The 13,194-nt window shown below is 39.9% G+C and carries 16 protein-coding genes and 1 pseudogene; 3 read left to right on the top strand and 14 right to left on the bottom strand.

All coding sequences use genetic code 11. The features are described 5' to 3' along the window. Both AC5JL8_RS23400 and AC5JL8_RS23395 read left to right on the top strand, forming a co-directional pair. Positions 1-632, top strand: a pseudogene (locus AC5JL8_RS23400) (type IV secretory system conjugative DNA transfer family protein); the annotation flags it as partial. 328 nt (positions 633-960) lie between these two features. Further along, entirely contained in the window at positions 961-1,665 is a 705-nt protein-coding gene (locus AC5JL8_RS23395) for a hypothetical protein (protein WP_495882066.1), read from the top strand. Between the two features lie 259 nt (positions 1,666-1,924). On the opposite strand, the gene AC5JL8_RS23390 is transcribed toward AC5JL8_RS23395, so the two are convergent. The 3 genes from AC5JL8_RS23390 to AC5JL8_RS23380 form a co-directional block, all read right to left on the bottom strand. Then, positions 1,925-2,176: a hypothetical protein gene (locus AC5JL8_RS23390; protein ID WP_495882065.1), complete on the bottom strand. Its 252-nt coding sequence runs from the start codon at positions 2,174-2,176 to the stop codon at positions 1,925-1,927. A gap of 96 nt (positions 2,177-2,272) precedes the next feature. Beyond that, a complete protein-coding gene (locus AC5JL8_RS23385; RefSeq protein WP_495882064.1) occupies positions 2,273-2,578 on the bottom strand; it encodes a hypothetical protein in 306 nt (101 codons plus the stop codon). A 242-nt stretch (positions 2,579-2,820) separates the two neighbouring features. Next, positions 2,821-4,017 (bottom strand): IS4 family transposase, encoded by a 1,197-nt coding sequence (locus AC5JL8_RS23380; protein ID WP_495882063.1) that lies wholly within the window; start codon positions 4,015-4,017, stop codon positions 2,821-2,823. Between the two features lie 330 nt (positions 4,018-4,347). On the opposite strand from AC5JL8_RS23380, the gene AC5JL8_RS23375 reads away from it, so the two are divergent. Continuing rightward, a complete protein-coding gene (locus tag AC5JL8_RS23375) occupies positions 4,348-5,940 on the top strand; it encodes an alkaline phosphatase D family protein (RefSeq protein WP_495882062.1) in 1,593 nt (530 codons plus the stop codon). 16 nt (positions 5,941-5,956) lie between these two features. Here AC5JL8_RS23375 and AC5JL8_RS23370 read toward each other — a convergent pair whose 3' ends face one another. From AC5JL8_RS23370 to AC5JL8_RS23320, 11 genes are all read right to left on the bottom strand, one after another. Beyond that, complete coding sequence (locus AC5JL8_RS23370) at positions 5,957-6,256, bottom strand: HNH endonuclease (protein ID WP_495882061.1); 300 nt, start codon at positions 6,254-6,256, stop codon at positions 5,957-5,959. A gap of 156 nt (positions 6,257-6,412) precedes the next feature. Beyond that, positions 6,413-6,994: an Hpt domain-containing protein gene (locus AC5JL8_RS23365; RefSeq protein WP_495882060.1), complete on the bottom strand. Its 582-nt coding sequence runs from the start codon at positions 6,992-6,994 to the stop codon at positions 6,413-6,415. Positions 6,995-7,085: 91 nt separating this feature from the next. Beyond that, the gene (locus AC5JL8_RS23360; protein WP_495882059.1) at positions 7,086-7,298 is read right to left on the bottom strand and encodes a hypothetical protein; all 213 of its coding nucleotides are present in this window, start codon (positions 7,296-7,298) and stop codon (positions 7,086-7,088) included. Positions 7,299-7,345: 47 nt separating this feature from the next. Next, complete coding sequence (locus AC5JL8_RS23355; protein WP_495882058.1) at positions 7,346-8,365, bottom strand: tyrosine-type recombinase/integrase; 1,020 nt, start codon at positions 8,363-8,365, stop codon at positions 7,346-7,348. A 72-nt stretch (positions 8,366-8,437) separates the two neighbouring features. After that, positions 8,438-8,857 (bottom strand): four helix bundle protein, encoded by a 420-nt coding sequence (locus tag AC5JL8_RS23350; protein ID WP_495882057.1) that lies wholly within the window; start codon positions 8,855-8,857, stop codon positions 8,438-8,440. 677 nt (positions 8,858-9,534) lie between these two features. Further along, positions 9,535-10,932, bottom strand: a complete 1,398-nt coding sequence (locus AC5JL8_RS23345) for a hypothetical protein (protein WP_495882056.1) — start codon at positions 10,930-10,932, stop codon at positions 9,535-9,537. 153 nt (positions 10,933-11,085) lie between these two features. Continuing rightward, entirely contained in the window at positions 11,086-11,703 is a 618-nt protein-coding gene (locus AC5JL8_RS23340) for a hypothetical protein (RefSeq protein WP_495882055.1), read from the bottom strand. Further along, the gene (locus tag AC5JL8_RS23335; RefSeq protein ID WP_495882054.1) at positions 11,696-12,025 is read right to left on the bottom strand and encodes a hypothetical protein; all 330 of its coding nucleotides are present in this window, start codon (positions 12,023-12,025) and stop codon (positions 11,696-11,698) included. Before AC5JL8_RS23335 ends, AC5JL8_RS23340 begins: the two co-directional genes overlap by 8 nt. A 4-nt stretch (positions 12,026-12,029) precedes the next feature. Beyond that, on the bottom strand, positions 12,030-12,491 hold the full coding sequence (locus AC5JL8_RS23330) for a hypothetical protein (RefSeq protein ID WP_495882053.1): 462 nt from the start codon (positions 12,489-12,491) through the stop codon (positions 12,030-12,032). A gap of 34 nt (positions 12,492-12,525) precedes the next feature. Further along, a complete protein-coding gene (locus AC5JL8_RS23325; protein ID WP_495882052.1) occupies positions 12,526-12,879 on the bottom strand; it encodes a hypothetical protein in 354 nt (117 codons plus the stop codon). Positions 12,880-12,895: 16 nt separating this feature from the next. Then, on the bottom strand, positions 12,896-13,165 hold the full coding sequence (locus AC5JL8_RS23320; protein ID WP_495882051.1) for a hypothetical protein: 270 nt from the start codon (positions 13,163-13,165) through the stop codon (positions 12,896-12,898). Between the last annotated feature and the right edge of the window lie 29 nt (positions 13,166-13,194).

Here is a 13,194-nt window from a genome sequence, read left to right as displayed (position 1 = left end):
TGATTGGTCGAGAGTTTAATACTAAGTTTATTGCTTCTCTACAGTCTTTTAATCTGGCAGCTTTGGGCATTGAAAAAATGGATGCTCAAACCCGGATGTGCCTCAACTTGCTGCTGTTAGGTAACAAGTACATGAAGAACTCTAGAGAGCAAGAATCTTATGGAGTCTTGGAATTGATTTTAAATAGAGGTGACATTATCCCAGGTAAACAATCACGAGAGCAAATTAAATCTAAATATCTGGAAGTTAAAGCAGTCTCCTATCAAAACTTCCGCCCAGTGATGATTGCTTCCGTTGGCGGTTTTGTCGTGGCATTAATGCCGAATCTATCTAATCAAGCCAATAAGATTGCAGATGCTCATGAATATCTTGATAGAGTATATGAGCTTGAATTTAATGTTAGCAGTACTACTCATCACCACCCAAAACCATTATCCGATGTGGCTAAAAAGATTTATGAATACTTCCAGAATGTCAAGAATAAAACGCCAAAAACATTACGCGATTTGAAGAAGGCTGACAGATTATCTGGCTATTCAGAGCAAGAATTAATTGATGGGTTAGCTGAATTAGTTAAGGTTCAAAAGATAAATCATGACGGCAATGATAGCTACTTCCTACCCGATTGGTGAGCGTGTTGCCGTACTGCCGTAGTGATAAGAAGGGATGTTTTACAGGCTTTAGTGAGTATCTACGGCAGGAGGCTCAATCACGGCAATCCATACCCTGTATAAGTCGTAGCCTACGGCATTGCTACGGCAGTGCCGACCCTCACGGCAGAAGCACCAATAATAAATCATCCGATAAACAGTCATTTATTATTAGAAAGTTATCACGCTTCATGCTAGTGAGAACCAGCGTCTGTTGAGGACGCTTTTTATAGATAAATCTATCTAACGCTCTCTTCGGGGGAGCCGTTCAAAACAAAGACACTTAATCACCAACGAAGGGGAGTTAAAAATGACAGTTACTAAAGTAACTGACTTAACAATCGCTTCTGCTTACTGTATTTCTTCCCCAGCCGGAGATGGAATCCATAGCTGGGTCAGTGCTGAGAGAAATAATATTCAAGAGATTAAATGGCGAGACTTAGAAGCAGATAAACCACAGAGCGAACGCATTTATCAGCAGTTATTACTTTGCTATTTTTATAAGTCTGTTAAGTCAGGACGAAGCGTGAAGGGAATTTTAGAGCATGGTCTAGAGGGTATAAAAGCGGAAATACAGTTGAGTGATCCTCATTGTGAGCCAGAATTTAAATATCAAGAGTTATCACCAACAGTTAGATTTGATACTGTTAAGAGTGCGAAAAAATGGTGTGAACTGGCAGCGTTAGAAGTTCTGGAAATTATGGAAGTTGCTTACCCTGCTTTTAACAGTGAAATAATAGCTGGAGTAGGTGAAACTATTCCTTACCCTGGAGTCATGGAAATTGATGGAAGAAAAATTTTGCTGACTGGGTTTGGTTTAGCAGATGTTGAAGATTTAGATTGCCGCCAAATTTGGGGAATTAAAAATCGAACACCTTGTTTAATGGGAATGTCAGTGAACAGCCAGTATGTAGATACAAAAGTTCCCTTACCTGAAGTTAGATTAGCAGCAATCAGCGAGACAGCTTGGCGGCTGCTCATTCAGCAGGTTAGGAAGTTAAAAAACAATCATTAAACCAGTTATGGAAATTACAGCTTACTCTATGTTATGTATTTTTAAAAATCTGTTAATCAGATTATTAGACAGTGTGACACACCAGTCCTTACTTTAAGCTTAATCGAAATCAAATTGGCGAAATTAAAAGGAGTCAAACTGTTTATTATTACATGACTGAGTAGGCATTTTAATCTCTTTTTGGTAAAGGGTTATTGTTGGTTTTACTTGATTAAATAGGTAAGAGATTAATTCATTCAATTCTTAAATAATCAGAAATTTATATCCGTTCCAACTCACTTAAAAAGCCAGTTAAGGCAAATGGACATTTACAATTTAGTTCTTTTTCTAGAAGTTCAGCATTTAGGTGATATTCTCTACACACAATCTCAAAAATATCTTCTGTGGTTAATTCTAGATTTTCATCTAATTCCCCTACTCGCACTTCTATTAAGTGAATTAGCTCTCCGGCTGGAGAGGAAATTTCGGTTTCCGAAGCGATTATTAGCTTCTGGACTTTAGTAACCGTCATTTTTTCCTCTCCTCTTCTTTTTAAACGTAATCTTCACTTGTCTTTTTGCTCTGCTTTAGGAGCCTACGAATAATATCCTGAAATGCTCTTCGAGTATCAACTAACTAAAATACAAACCTCTTTCTGTCCGGCTACGGCTTGCTCCCAAGTTGAATATCTCCAGAATTTACCACTGTATTCACCTCCAAAAACCATAGTTTCAAAAAGCTGTGGCTCTTGATTAGGGAAATTGGAATAATCCTTTCCTAAAAAAATTGTAGATACCCTTCCCCAAGAAAAAGTATTTAAAGCTACTTGTACATTGTTCTCATCTTGACGCCACTTAGACCATTGCTCAAGACTTTTTGGAGCAATAGGTTGTTTATTTTCATCCAGTACATAAAGACCATCAAGCATATCCATACAAAACTCCATAGCAACTAAGTATTTTAATAAATATAACTAATAATCTCTTCTAGATTCTCAAATAATCCCCAGAGTAAAATAACAGCCAGTTAAACTTAATTTTCTAGTAAACGTAGGTTTTTAAACAGATTTAATTACAATACAAGTTTTTCAATAATATTACTCTAGTATAATTAGTTAATCTATTTACCCCCTGTTTCCACACATAGTGCGACAATGTTCAAGGGGCGACAATCGAGCTAAAGTGATTGCTGTATAAGCTTCATAGCCCTTAAACCTCGCTGATAATATGCCTGCTTATTGCGAATCGAACCGACCATTTCCTCGACCCAAGCTTGACACCCATGCAAAGCTTCTATCCAATTGAAACCCTTCGGGTTCGCAGTCGCCTGCGGAGGGAAACCCTCCCGCAGCGCTGACTCACCATATAAACCTATCCAGAAATTACTGTGACGTTTCTCAGTTCTATTTTTTTCTTCTTGGCGACAAATATAAGAATCAAGTTTTTGAAATTTAGTTCTTTGCCCATGTAACCAAGCACTGGTCATAGCCAAAGCAATTAAAAAAATCAAACGTACAAGTCTATCAGGGCTAGCTTGAGAACTTTCCAAATTGTAGCCGCCAGTTTTACAATCTTTGAACATCGCCTCAATCCCAAAACGTTGAGCATATATATTGAGAGCAGTGTTTAAGTCAGGTAAATTAGTTAATAAATACCAAGCGGATTTTTCTTGTTTACCTCTATACTTTCTTTTCCAGTAGACTGCTAAGTTGAAGCGACCAAAGCCACGTCTTTGAGTAACCTTGACGTTGGTGTAAAATTGACGGACACCAGGATAAATCTCAATGTTACTTAAAGGCTGAAATTTTTGCCATTTTTCCCGAAAAGTGGTGTCCTTCTTTTGACGGAGTACAAAACCTATATTCTGCTTGTGTAGCCAACTTCCCAGTTCTACGCTATGAAATTCCCTATCCCCAATAATTACTAATTTGTACTTTTTTAATAAACGAATTACTGGGCGTAATACTTTTTGCTGTTCTTCTAGGTTACTGCAACCATCTTTTTCTAACAGACACCAATATATTGGCCAAGCTCTTTTTTGGTAAATCACACTCACCATTAACACATTATTTTCTCTCCATTGCGTTCTATCCATCGCAATGATCAATTGTGACTCTACTTTAAAATGTTGGTTAATTATTGCTTCAATGATAGGGAACCACAACAACACTACACTCAAGGCATTTAGTGTTAAAAACCTTTGGATATGCCGTCTACGACTGTTTTGTTGTATGGGTAAAGGTAGGGTTGCTGCCAGCCTTTCTATCCTCACCTGTTTCTGAGTTTGTAACAACCACACCAACATCTTCAGGGTGATTAACTGTGCTTTATTTAGGTATTTTTCTAAAAAGGTTTGGTAGAATGATGCCAGCATTATGACGACGGTCTTGGTCAAATTACGAGACCGTTCTTTTCTACCACGAAACCGCCCCCCACAGAAGAGTCTGCTACTTCTATACACTTCATTCTCAATAAGCACCCAAATTTTTTAAGGAGTCTGTGCCTCTTAAACCTTTATCTGTCCGGGTTTATAGGCGATTGTCGCCCCTTGAAGCGACAATGACATGAATTGTCGCACTATTAGTTCAGGTTAAACAACGCCGGGTTGTGTTGCAATAATCAACACTTAACCTGACTGCAAAGAGGCATTAAAGTTGCGCTGTTAAACTTCGCTGTGGTTCAACTGCGACAATAAGGGGAGTGTATGCAGAGCTTCAACTTCGAGCGCTTGCTATCGAGTCGGCATAGACGGCGACAATTTTTGATTGGGACTGGAGCCTTAACTGGTGTAGCGATCGCCAATCAATGGTCTAACAAAGTTCTCGCCCAACCCCGATTCTCTAATTATCTCTTTAGTCTGGGTGTCGCTTCCGGTGAACCACTTCCAGATAATGTAGTGCTGTGGACGCGTTTAGCCCCCGATCCGCTCAATGGTGGTGGGATGCCACCATATAATGTTCCAGTGCAGTGGCAGATTGCTACCGACGAAAAGATGCGGCAAGTTGTCCGCAGTGGCACACAGATGGCTACTCCAGAATTGGGACACTCTGTGCATGTAGAAGTGCAGGGACTACAACCCGCCCGTTGGTACTGGTATCGCTTCCGAGTAGGTAATCAAGTCAGTCCTATTGGACGAACTCGCACTGCTCCTAACCCCCGCGATCGCGTTAATCGCTTCCGCTTTGCCTTCGCTTCCTGTCAAAACTGGCAAAGCGGTTATTATGCCGCCTACAAAAACATGGCTCAAGAGGATTTAGACCTAGTGGTTCATCTGGGTGATTATATTTATGAAGGCGCACCCAGTACAACTGCGCTGCGCCAGCATGATGGCAATGGTGAGCCATTTACCTTGGAGGAGTATCGTAACCGCCACGCTCTGTACAAGACTGATCCAAACCTACAAGCAACTCATGCTGCATTTCCTTGGCTAGTCACTTGGGACGACCACGAAGTTGACAATAACTGGGCCGACGAAATTCCTCAAGACCCCGAAGTCCAATCACGCTTGGTGTTCCTTGCCCGCCGTGCTGCTGCTTTTCAGGCATACTACGAACATATGCCACTGCGGGACTTCTCAAAACCTAGAAACATTGATATGCAGCTGTTCCGACGGTTGACTTTTGGCGATCTCGTTGAATTCAATGTCCTAGATACCCGCCAGTACCGTACCGATCAGCCCTGTGGTGACGGACGTAAGCCGCGATGCGCTCTTGCTACTGACCCAACTGCCACAATGACTGGTTCCGAGCAGGAGCGGTGGCTGTTTGAAGGACTGGATCGCTCTGGCGCTCGCTGGAACGTCATTGCTCAACAGACTATCATGGCTCAGTTTGACTACGATACTGGAGCGGCAGAAGCCTTCAACCTTGACCAGTGGGACGGTTATGTTGCCTCTCGCAATCGCATTCTCGGCTTCATCCAGCAACGCCGCCCCTCAAATCCCGTAGTCATTACTGGTGACTGGCATTCTAGCTGGGTTAATGACCTGAAGGCTAACTTCGACGACCCCTACTCACAAACAGTAGCGACTGAGTTTGTTGGTACTTCGATCAGTTCAAGTTGTCCCTGGACATTCGACGTAGAAGCAGCATTGCCACAGAACCCGTGGGTGAAATATTTCAATGGTAGACTGCGCGGTTATGTTCGCTGCGATCTTAACCGCGAACGCTGGCGTACAGACTACCGACTGCTGCCTCAGTCTCAACCTACCGGAATTACAGTGTCTGCTCCAAATGCGCCTGTCGTTACAGCGGCTTCTTTCGAGTTGCCAAATCAGGGAGTTGTAGCGCAAGTCTAGTATGCAACGCCTGCGCTCAAAATAAAGACAGTTGCCCCGGCGATACATTCCCCCTGCGTCGCGTATGAAAACTGAGGTGACAAGCTGTGCATAACGCACACAAGTTTGACCGACGATTATCCTCTGGCACAAAATTAGAGTGATGCACTGTTAATGTTAATGCCATTCTTTGAGAACGAGTAAGCTTGGATGTATCATCACCGGGGCGAATACATTGCAACTGACATTTAGAACATCGCCAGTCCACTGATTGCTTCACTAATAAAGCGATATCTGACCAATTTTGGGGATAACGTTGCTGTGAGCTTCTTGGCATTACCTGATTCTAAAAACTGTAGAACGCAACTCAAGGGTAGTAACTAGCTTACTTAAGAAGATAACCAAAAATTAGTTAAAAATTAATACTATCGATTCTCAATTCTTTCAACTTTTTTTGCTCAATACCCAATCCAAAACTCAAAATAAAGTTCGCTTACCGCACCGGATGGTAAAGTCCACTTTCTGGGTTATACCTCCAACCCAAACTACTGGGGTCACGTCCCCTACTCCAACTAACAAACTCCTCCGGCTTTTTTGCATTCACTCGAATACGCTCTAGAGTCGCCAGCTCAACCCCCAAACGCTTTGCTAAGTTTTGTGGTGTATAAGTATCTATCTTTACCTCACCTTGACCAGTATAGTACCGTGATGAAGATTGCCTGGGTTTACTCTTGCTATTGAGGTAGATAATCAGTTGGTTATACGCCGTCTCTAGCTGCTCTAGGCGTAAGCTCATGTCCGCCAGTTCTTCTTCTAACTCATTAGTCGAGTCTGACTGGGAGCGTGATTCTAGTTGAGCTACCCGTTGTGCCAACTGCTGTATTGAAGTATTGCTATCGATAGCACTGCTGCTATCAAGTTTGCTGACTAATTCTTGGATTCCTTGCAGTAACTCGGTTGTGCGCCCCTGCCTGTGCAACCGTGACAACTCCCGTACTGTCTCTTTCAAGGCAACAGGGACGCGGATCATCTCGCTTGGCGGCGGTTTTTTGGTCTGGCTTTTCTTTCCCGGCATAAAGATATCTTACTCGATATCTTGAGTGATATCGCTATTGTAGGCATTAAGATAGCCTTGATATTAGGGATAGGGTTGAACATTGGTGGCTCTATGCAATTGTTGAATAATCAGCAATTTTTGTCGGTTCTAACTCACTTAAAAAGCCAGTTAATGCAAAGGGACATTTACAACTTAATTCTTTTTCAAGTGAATCAGCATTTAGGTGATGTTCCCGACACACAATCTCAAAAATCTCATCTGTAGTTAATTCTAGATTTTCATCTAATTCCTCTACTCGCGCTTCTATTAAATTGATATTCATATTTAAATTTCCACCATCTAAAGTATCTTGTTAACAATTTTTAATTTTTATTCATCCGCATTCTTCAACATTCCCGTTAACAACTCCGACATCTCCCACAAATCTTTATTTCTGTTATCGTCATAAATCATCAGCGTTCTGGGGTCAGCATGACGGCTCAACTTCTGCACCTTTCTGATATTCCCATCAGTTGCATCAAGTGCCGCCGTAATCGCTGAATGCCTGACCCTGTGCGGTGACATCGGTTTCTTCACCCCTGCGGACTTAAAAGCTGCCGACACAATTTTATAGATAGCATCCGTAGTCAATCTATGCCCACAATTATGGAAATCTAACGCCGTAAAAATTGGTAAATCTGCATTCAAATTCCCCCTGGCAATTAACCAATCAGCAAGAGCCGCCGCCACAGCAGAAGACATATCTAAATATTCTTCATTCGTTCCCTTTCCCTTACCCAAAACCCTCAACTTGCGACCATAAAAATCAAAGTCCCCCACATTTAATTGACATACCTCCTGACGACGCAAAGCCAAACCCCACAGCACCAGAAAGATTGCATAGTTGCGTTTACCAATCAAAGTCTCCCTGTCAAATTGCTGTAAAACCAGTGCTATCGCTTTGCTATCAACCCCCCGCGTATCTCGATAAGCCTTAACCTTCTCCCCTTCCACATCTTCCAGGGAATAGTTGCATACACCAAGCGAACGCCCCATCTTCGCCAACGACTTAATCGCCGCCAACCGCCGATTAATTGTCGCCTCCCGCAAAGAGGATGCAATAAGTTTCGCCTTGTACTTCAACACCACCATCACCGCTTGCTCTCGCTGCAAGTGCAAAAACTCCAACACACTATCCCCAGTTGGCGGTAAGCCCGTCATCTTCAAAAAGAAATCGCGCAAATCTTTCTCATAAGCACGTCGAGTATTGGGGTTGCGCTTATCTGCCAGCAGTTGGGCCAACACATCTGGATCTTGGTCAAGCTGTGCATCAAAGTACCGAGCGATCGGCGCAGACAAACACGCCTCTAACGAAGCAAAGACAATTTCTCCTGAATTTGGATTTGACATAAGTGCTGACTCGCGTTCAATAAGAATAAGCAGGGGGGCAGGGGAGCAGGGGAGCAGGGGAGATGAAAGACACTAAGAGTCTGTTTTTCTGCCTGGATGTCCGACTGTTTTCTTTATCAGCCAAGGGGTAGGATTATTAATCATGCTTACTAAACTACCTAGAACCTTATTATAAGTACCGTAAATCTCTCTACCTGTATCAATATCCAAATAGTTACACTTGACGGCAAATTCAATCCACGTCTGGGTTTCAGCAGCTTCCGCTTCACAATCATTTAATTTAGCCACAAATGCTGCTACGTATCTACGTTTCCTCCATGCTTCTGCTAAATTCGCACATACAGAACGAGAGCAACGACGAATTTGGTCTGTGAGTGAATAACGTTCCTCGACTGGAAACTTTTTAGATACCTCAAATATCTTCATAGCTGCATCAAAAGCCATCTGATAGACTTTCAAGTCTCGATGAAAAGTAATTGCATTTTTTTCCATTTGCTATCTCTTTCCCCCCTGCTCCCCTGCCCCCCTGCCCCTCTGCTTCCCCAAACTGGCTCGTTAGGCATAACTACTCACATGGTCGTTATTGATAATACAATTTTCCAATAACGTCTATTGTAGGTCACTTACAGCGTGCATTAATATTTACAATCCGTGAACAGCCAAATCCGTTTTGCGGAAGTGATAAGGTGTCAATTGGTCATGCTAGGTCTGTAATTTCCGGTTTTGATATCAAAATTGATAGCGGGTGTGGTGCAGCAGTGGAGCAAGCCAGTTGATCATCCACCAGACTGCAAGAGCAACAGCAATCTCGCGCCGTAGTCTTTACGTGCTTTGAGTGAGTTTGTATATATACGCCCGTCTGTACCAGTTTCTATACTAGTCCTGAAAAAATGCGATAAAACGTTTTTTAATGGCAACTACTGGCCAACTCAGCGATTCAGCAGACACGCCCAAGTGCAGACGGTACTGAAATATGATGATAACCGCCAGCGTTTGCAAAAGCAGATGAGCGACTCGATATCAGAATTGATTTAGGCCGGACTTTGGCAGCTTTGGAGCGATATCTGGGGGTAACTGAAAAGCAGAAGCAAAACGCTATCTCTGCTTTGGATTTTTGAATTAAATACTAAGGATTGCAATAACCGAGAATTTTAATTGAACCATTTATTCTATTTATGTTGTTTTTTTAGCTTTTTTAAATCATCTAATCTCATTCCTTTTTCTTCCCATACGTCCCACCCCCATGCCTCCTCTTTCTCCCCTATTACACTCATTAAAAGTAGTATATACGTGCCTAATCCCCCTATTTGCAACTCTAATTCTAGAATAACAGTCGTAAATAACCCTAATAATATAGAAAGTAAATAAATTGCAAATATAAACATTAGTAAATAGTTAGTTAATTTACTATTTATTATACTAGTTAAATATGTTACATATAGTGATAAAGCTGCAAAGAAAACAAAGCTTAAAGGTAGAACTATTATCTGAATAAAGCTCCAAATAAATATAAAAAATCTTATTTTTTTAAATGAGATATTATTATCAAGGGATAAGTTATTTGTTTTCCCTATATTTTCTATTATTTTTTTTATAAGTATTTCTATCATATTGTTTATTATGTTATTTATTCTATTGTTTTTAAAAATATAAAAGTTTTTGATTTTTTTGCTTATAAGTAATATTTCATGTTTCCAAAAAGTCATCTTTTTTTCTTGGATTAGTTTGGATATTTTCGATTTTTTTATATAAGGATAATCATCAATTATTTTTTGAAAACTTAAACTCCAAGCTCTGTTAACCCATTCTTTTTGTAAGTTATTTAACAAATACCCTCTGTTGTAATATAAGAAAAAACAAGCAAAAGGAGAGAGATTAAATAAAATAAACCCCCATAATGTAAAAGCATTATCGTCCAAAAGTTCTAAAAGCCATTGTTTATAATTATTTTGATTTATTTTAAAACTTTGAACATCAATTTTCGGCAACGGCTTATCTTGCATTCGTTGTGAAAATAACGATTTAATTTGATTTTCTGCTTGAATAAGGCACAAAGGTATAACTATTCGATAATCTAATTGATGAACCGATAAGTAATTAATACTTTCATCAGCTATTGAAAGTTCTAAATTCTTACTAAGAAGGTAAGCTATTTGTCCGGCAATTATAGTAAGCTTTGAATAAGCAGGTTCTTCAAAAGGTTGCCAAATCCAGTCAAAGTTTTTTTGTCGAGAATACCTTTGAGGTAGTTGACAATTACCAAGTATTTTCTCATGTTTTTCTTGTTGTAGTACAGAAGCTAAAAGCAATGCAGCACGCAAAGCTACATTCTCGTTTTGATTCCAAAGACAATTAACTAAAGCTTGTAACGCACTTGGAGTACCAATATCCACTAGAGCATCCATTACCTGATTGATTGATTCATTGATTACAGCTTTTTCAATTTCAGGTACAGCTATATCGCCCATACGTATCAGTGCCTGATCTAGTATTTGGCGAAATTCTATTTTCTCTATATTTATATACTGTTTAGTTAATACTTCTGCTGCACTCAGTAAGTTAGTCAATGATAAAGCATTTGCTGCTCCCTTACGACGAGCATCTGTTTCACTTGTGTTATTAAGGGTTTCTTTTAAGAATGTGAATACATCTGTACGTCTTCTATCATCTGCCGCAACAGAAGCAAAGGCATGATTTACTATGTCCTCGTTTCCATCTACTCATAGCTCGGATTTAAAGCTATTAATAATTTCATCAGCTAATACCGAATCAACCTTTTGAACATCAGCCAAACATTCAAATGCAACAACTGAATTTACTCTACAGACTTCTGTAATTAAATTTGTACTATCAGAAGCTATTCCACACCAGAGTTTTAGAGTTTCACGCCAAGCATCAGGGTCAGCTTTAAAGCGACTAACTAGACCATTATAACATTTATTCTTTTGTGCCATTTCCACCACAAAATCATTATTGAACACTACACCAAAGTAAGTGCTGCCCTTAAAGTTTTTTCCTATCCAAGTTGGATCAATCAATTCTCCCTCATTATTGACCAGCCAAGCATGGGATACGGCTATATCAACATAATCACTAATAGCAAATCCCTCGCAGTAATTGAGTTGTGGAAAATTGATCAGTGCTTTTAAGCAATTCTCAAAGCATGATTTTGGTTGACCCTTAAATGGTGACTTAACACTTTTTAAAAAAGGCTTACCATAATCCAAAACTAACTTTTGTGTACTTTTGTAGCGGAAATCGGAACGAGTGTTAAGGTTATCGATTAAGTCGGCTTGCTGTTTTAGTATTGCCAGCAGACGGTCTAAGTTACTACTCATTATTTAAATACTTACTTGCTAATTCTTCAGTCAAATGAGGATCTCTATATTCTATTAATTGAATCAGATGGAGTAATCTGTTATACCAATATTTGCGAATGGCATCAATTTCCGAACAGGCATAGTTTACTGATTGCTTTTCATCTGGGTTTGTTGAGGTGGCTTTAGATGCTGCCGCTTGATTAGCTCTTTTCATTTCTACAGTACAAAGCGCATATTCAGCCTCTATCAGATTTTGAAATTCATGAGCAATACTTAGTTGTTCTGGAGTCATGTATTGCTGATTTTTAAACACATTGCTTATCACTTCATTATTAGTCATCAAACTATAATCCTTGCTGTTCTAAATTTTTCAACTTTTCTAACTTCCGATTTAGAAGTGCTGCATCAGTCTCAGGTTCACCATCTTCATCTGACCTGCGCTCCTGTTCCAGCCATTCCAATAGTTCAGCTTTTGGACGAAATGACATTATAGGTCGCTTCTGGTTGTAATTTTCTTGAGCTTGGTAAAGTGCATCACGATTGGCTTCATTCCAACGCTGCTGAGGTGATTTTTCACTCTCAATAATTTCTGGCATTACCTCAATTTTGAGATAGCCCCCTTGACTTTTGAACTGCCAGCGTTTGTTGTAACTATCAAAATGTTTTTTTGCACCTCGTTCTGTCTTCCAACGCTTGCACCAATGTAAATCTCTATTAGTCCAAGCATATTCAGTATCACAACTAAATGTGTATAGCCAACCTAAAGGCTCATCTTCTTTTGTATAACAACGATATCCGTAGTACATTGTACTGATGAGAGCAACTACTTAATATAATTGATTAAGAGAGTGGTTCAAAAATTAAAGTGTCAACAAAATTACTTGATAAATTCGTATTAATTTCTTTCTTAGCTATCTTGTACCAAGTGAAAACATGGACAATCCATTTTCTATGCCTGCGAGAACCAAGTCCAGTGATTGCACCATTTTTAGTTACTTTTACAGAAAAATTATCCCAGCCACTACCAGCGGAGGAATAGCTACCATCCCCCCTTGTTGATACAGCTTCGTATTCAAAATAAACTGAACCATCTTCCTGTTCTTCAAAAAAAACTTTATCAAAATTCAATTCCAAAAGACTGTCATCTTGCTTTACTTCTTCTGGAGCTTTGTATGGCACATATAACCAAGACATAGTATTTAACACCCAACTATTTTTCACCAGACAAAGCCAATATTTCTTGCAAGTCAGCAACTTGTCCTTTTTCATCAAACCTTGCATACCAAGGCTTTTTACCATAAAGTTTCAGTTGAGGCGCAAGTTCACCATTTTCTTGTTCATAGCGTTCAATCAGTTCGCACAGATTCATTACTTCTGGTGTAGCATCTGGTATTTCATCGCTTAACAATAGTCGTTTAGCTTGAATAGCTATTGCTCTTAGGATTTCGTTTTCTTGCCTTAGCCGCTCTTCTTTATTCATGATTTACCTCTGCTTATTACTTATTGCTT

It is taken from the genome of Mojavia sp. (genome assembly GCF_059505145.1).
This window is presented reverse-complemented; position numbering and strand designations above follow the sequence as displayed.

Excerpts from the sequence above, each read along its gene's own strand:
- AC5JL8_RS23350 (WP_495882057.1), bottom strand. The coding sequence starts at position 8,857 with ATGGAAAAAAATGCAATTACTTTTCATCGAGACTTGAAAGTCTATCAG.
- AC5JL8_RS23335 (WP_495882054.1), bottom strand. The coding sequence starts at position 12,025 with ATGACTAATAATGAAGTGATAAGCAATGTGTTTAAAAATCAGCAATAC.
- AC5JL8_RS23370 (WP_495882061.1), bottom strand. The coding sequence starts at position 6,256 with ATGCCAAGAAGCTCACAGCAACGTTATCCCCAAAATTGGTCAGATATC.
- AC5JL8_RS23320 (WP_495882051.1), bottom strand. The coding sequence starts at position 13,165 with ATGAATAAAGAAGAGCGGCTAAGGCAAGAAAACGAAATCCTAAGAGCA.
- AC5JL8_RS23360 (WP_495882059.1), bottom strand. The coding sequence starts at position 7,298 with ATGAATATCAATTTAATAGAAGCGCGAGTAGAGGAATTAGATGAAAAT.
- AC5JL8_RS23365 (WP_495882060.1), bottom strand. The coding sequence starts at position 6,994 with ATGCCGGGAAAGAAAAGCCAGACCAAAAAACCGCCGCCAAGCGAGATG.
- AC5JL8_RS23355 (WP_495882058.1), bottom strand. The coding sequence starts at position 8,365 with ATGTCAAATCCAAATTCAGGAGAAATTGTCTTTGCTTCGTTAGAGGCG.
- AC5JL8_RS23325 (WP_495882052.1), bottom strand. The coding sequence starts at position 12,879 with ATGTCTTGGTTATATGTGCCATACAAAGCTCCAGAAGAAGTAAAGCAA.
- AC5JL8_RS23340 (WP_495882055.1), bottom strand. The coding sequence starts at position 11,703 with ATGAGTAGTAACTTAGACCGTCTGCTGGCAATACTAAAACAGCAAGCC.
- AC5JL8_RS23385 (WP_495882064.1), bottom strand. The coding sequence starts at position 2,578 with ATGGATATGCTTGATGGTCTTTATGTACTGGATGAAAATAAACAACCT.
- AC5JL8_RS23390 (WP_495882065.1), bottom strand. The coding sequence starts at position 2,176 with ATGACGGTTACTAAAGTCCAGAAGCTAATAATCGCTTCGGAAACCGAA.
- AC5JL8_RS23395 (WP_495882066.1), top strand. The coding sequence starts at position 961 with ATGACAGTTACTAAAGTAACTGACTTAACAATCGCTTCTGCTTACTGT.
- AC5JL8_RS23375 (WP_495882062.1), top strand. The coding sequence starts at position 4,348 with ATGCAGAGCTTCAACTTCGAGCGCTTGCTATCGAGTCGGCATAGACGG.
- AC5JL8_RS23380 (WP_495882063.1), bottom strand. The coding sequence starts at position 4,017 with ATGCTGGCATCATTCTACCAAACCTTTTTAGAAAAATACCTAAATAAA.
- AC5JL8_RS23330 (WP_495882053.1), bottom strand. The coding sequence starts at position 12,491 with ATGTACTACGGATATCGTTGTTATACAAAAGAAGATGAGCCTTTAGGT.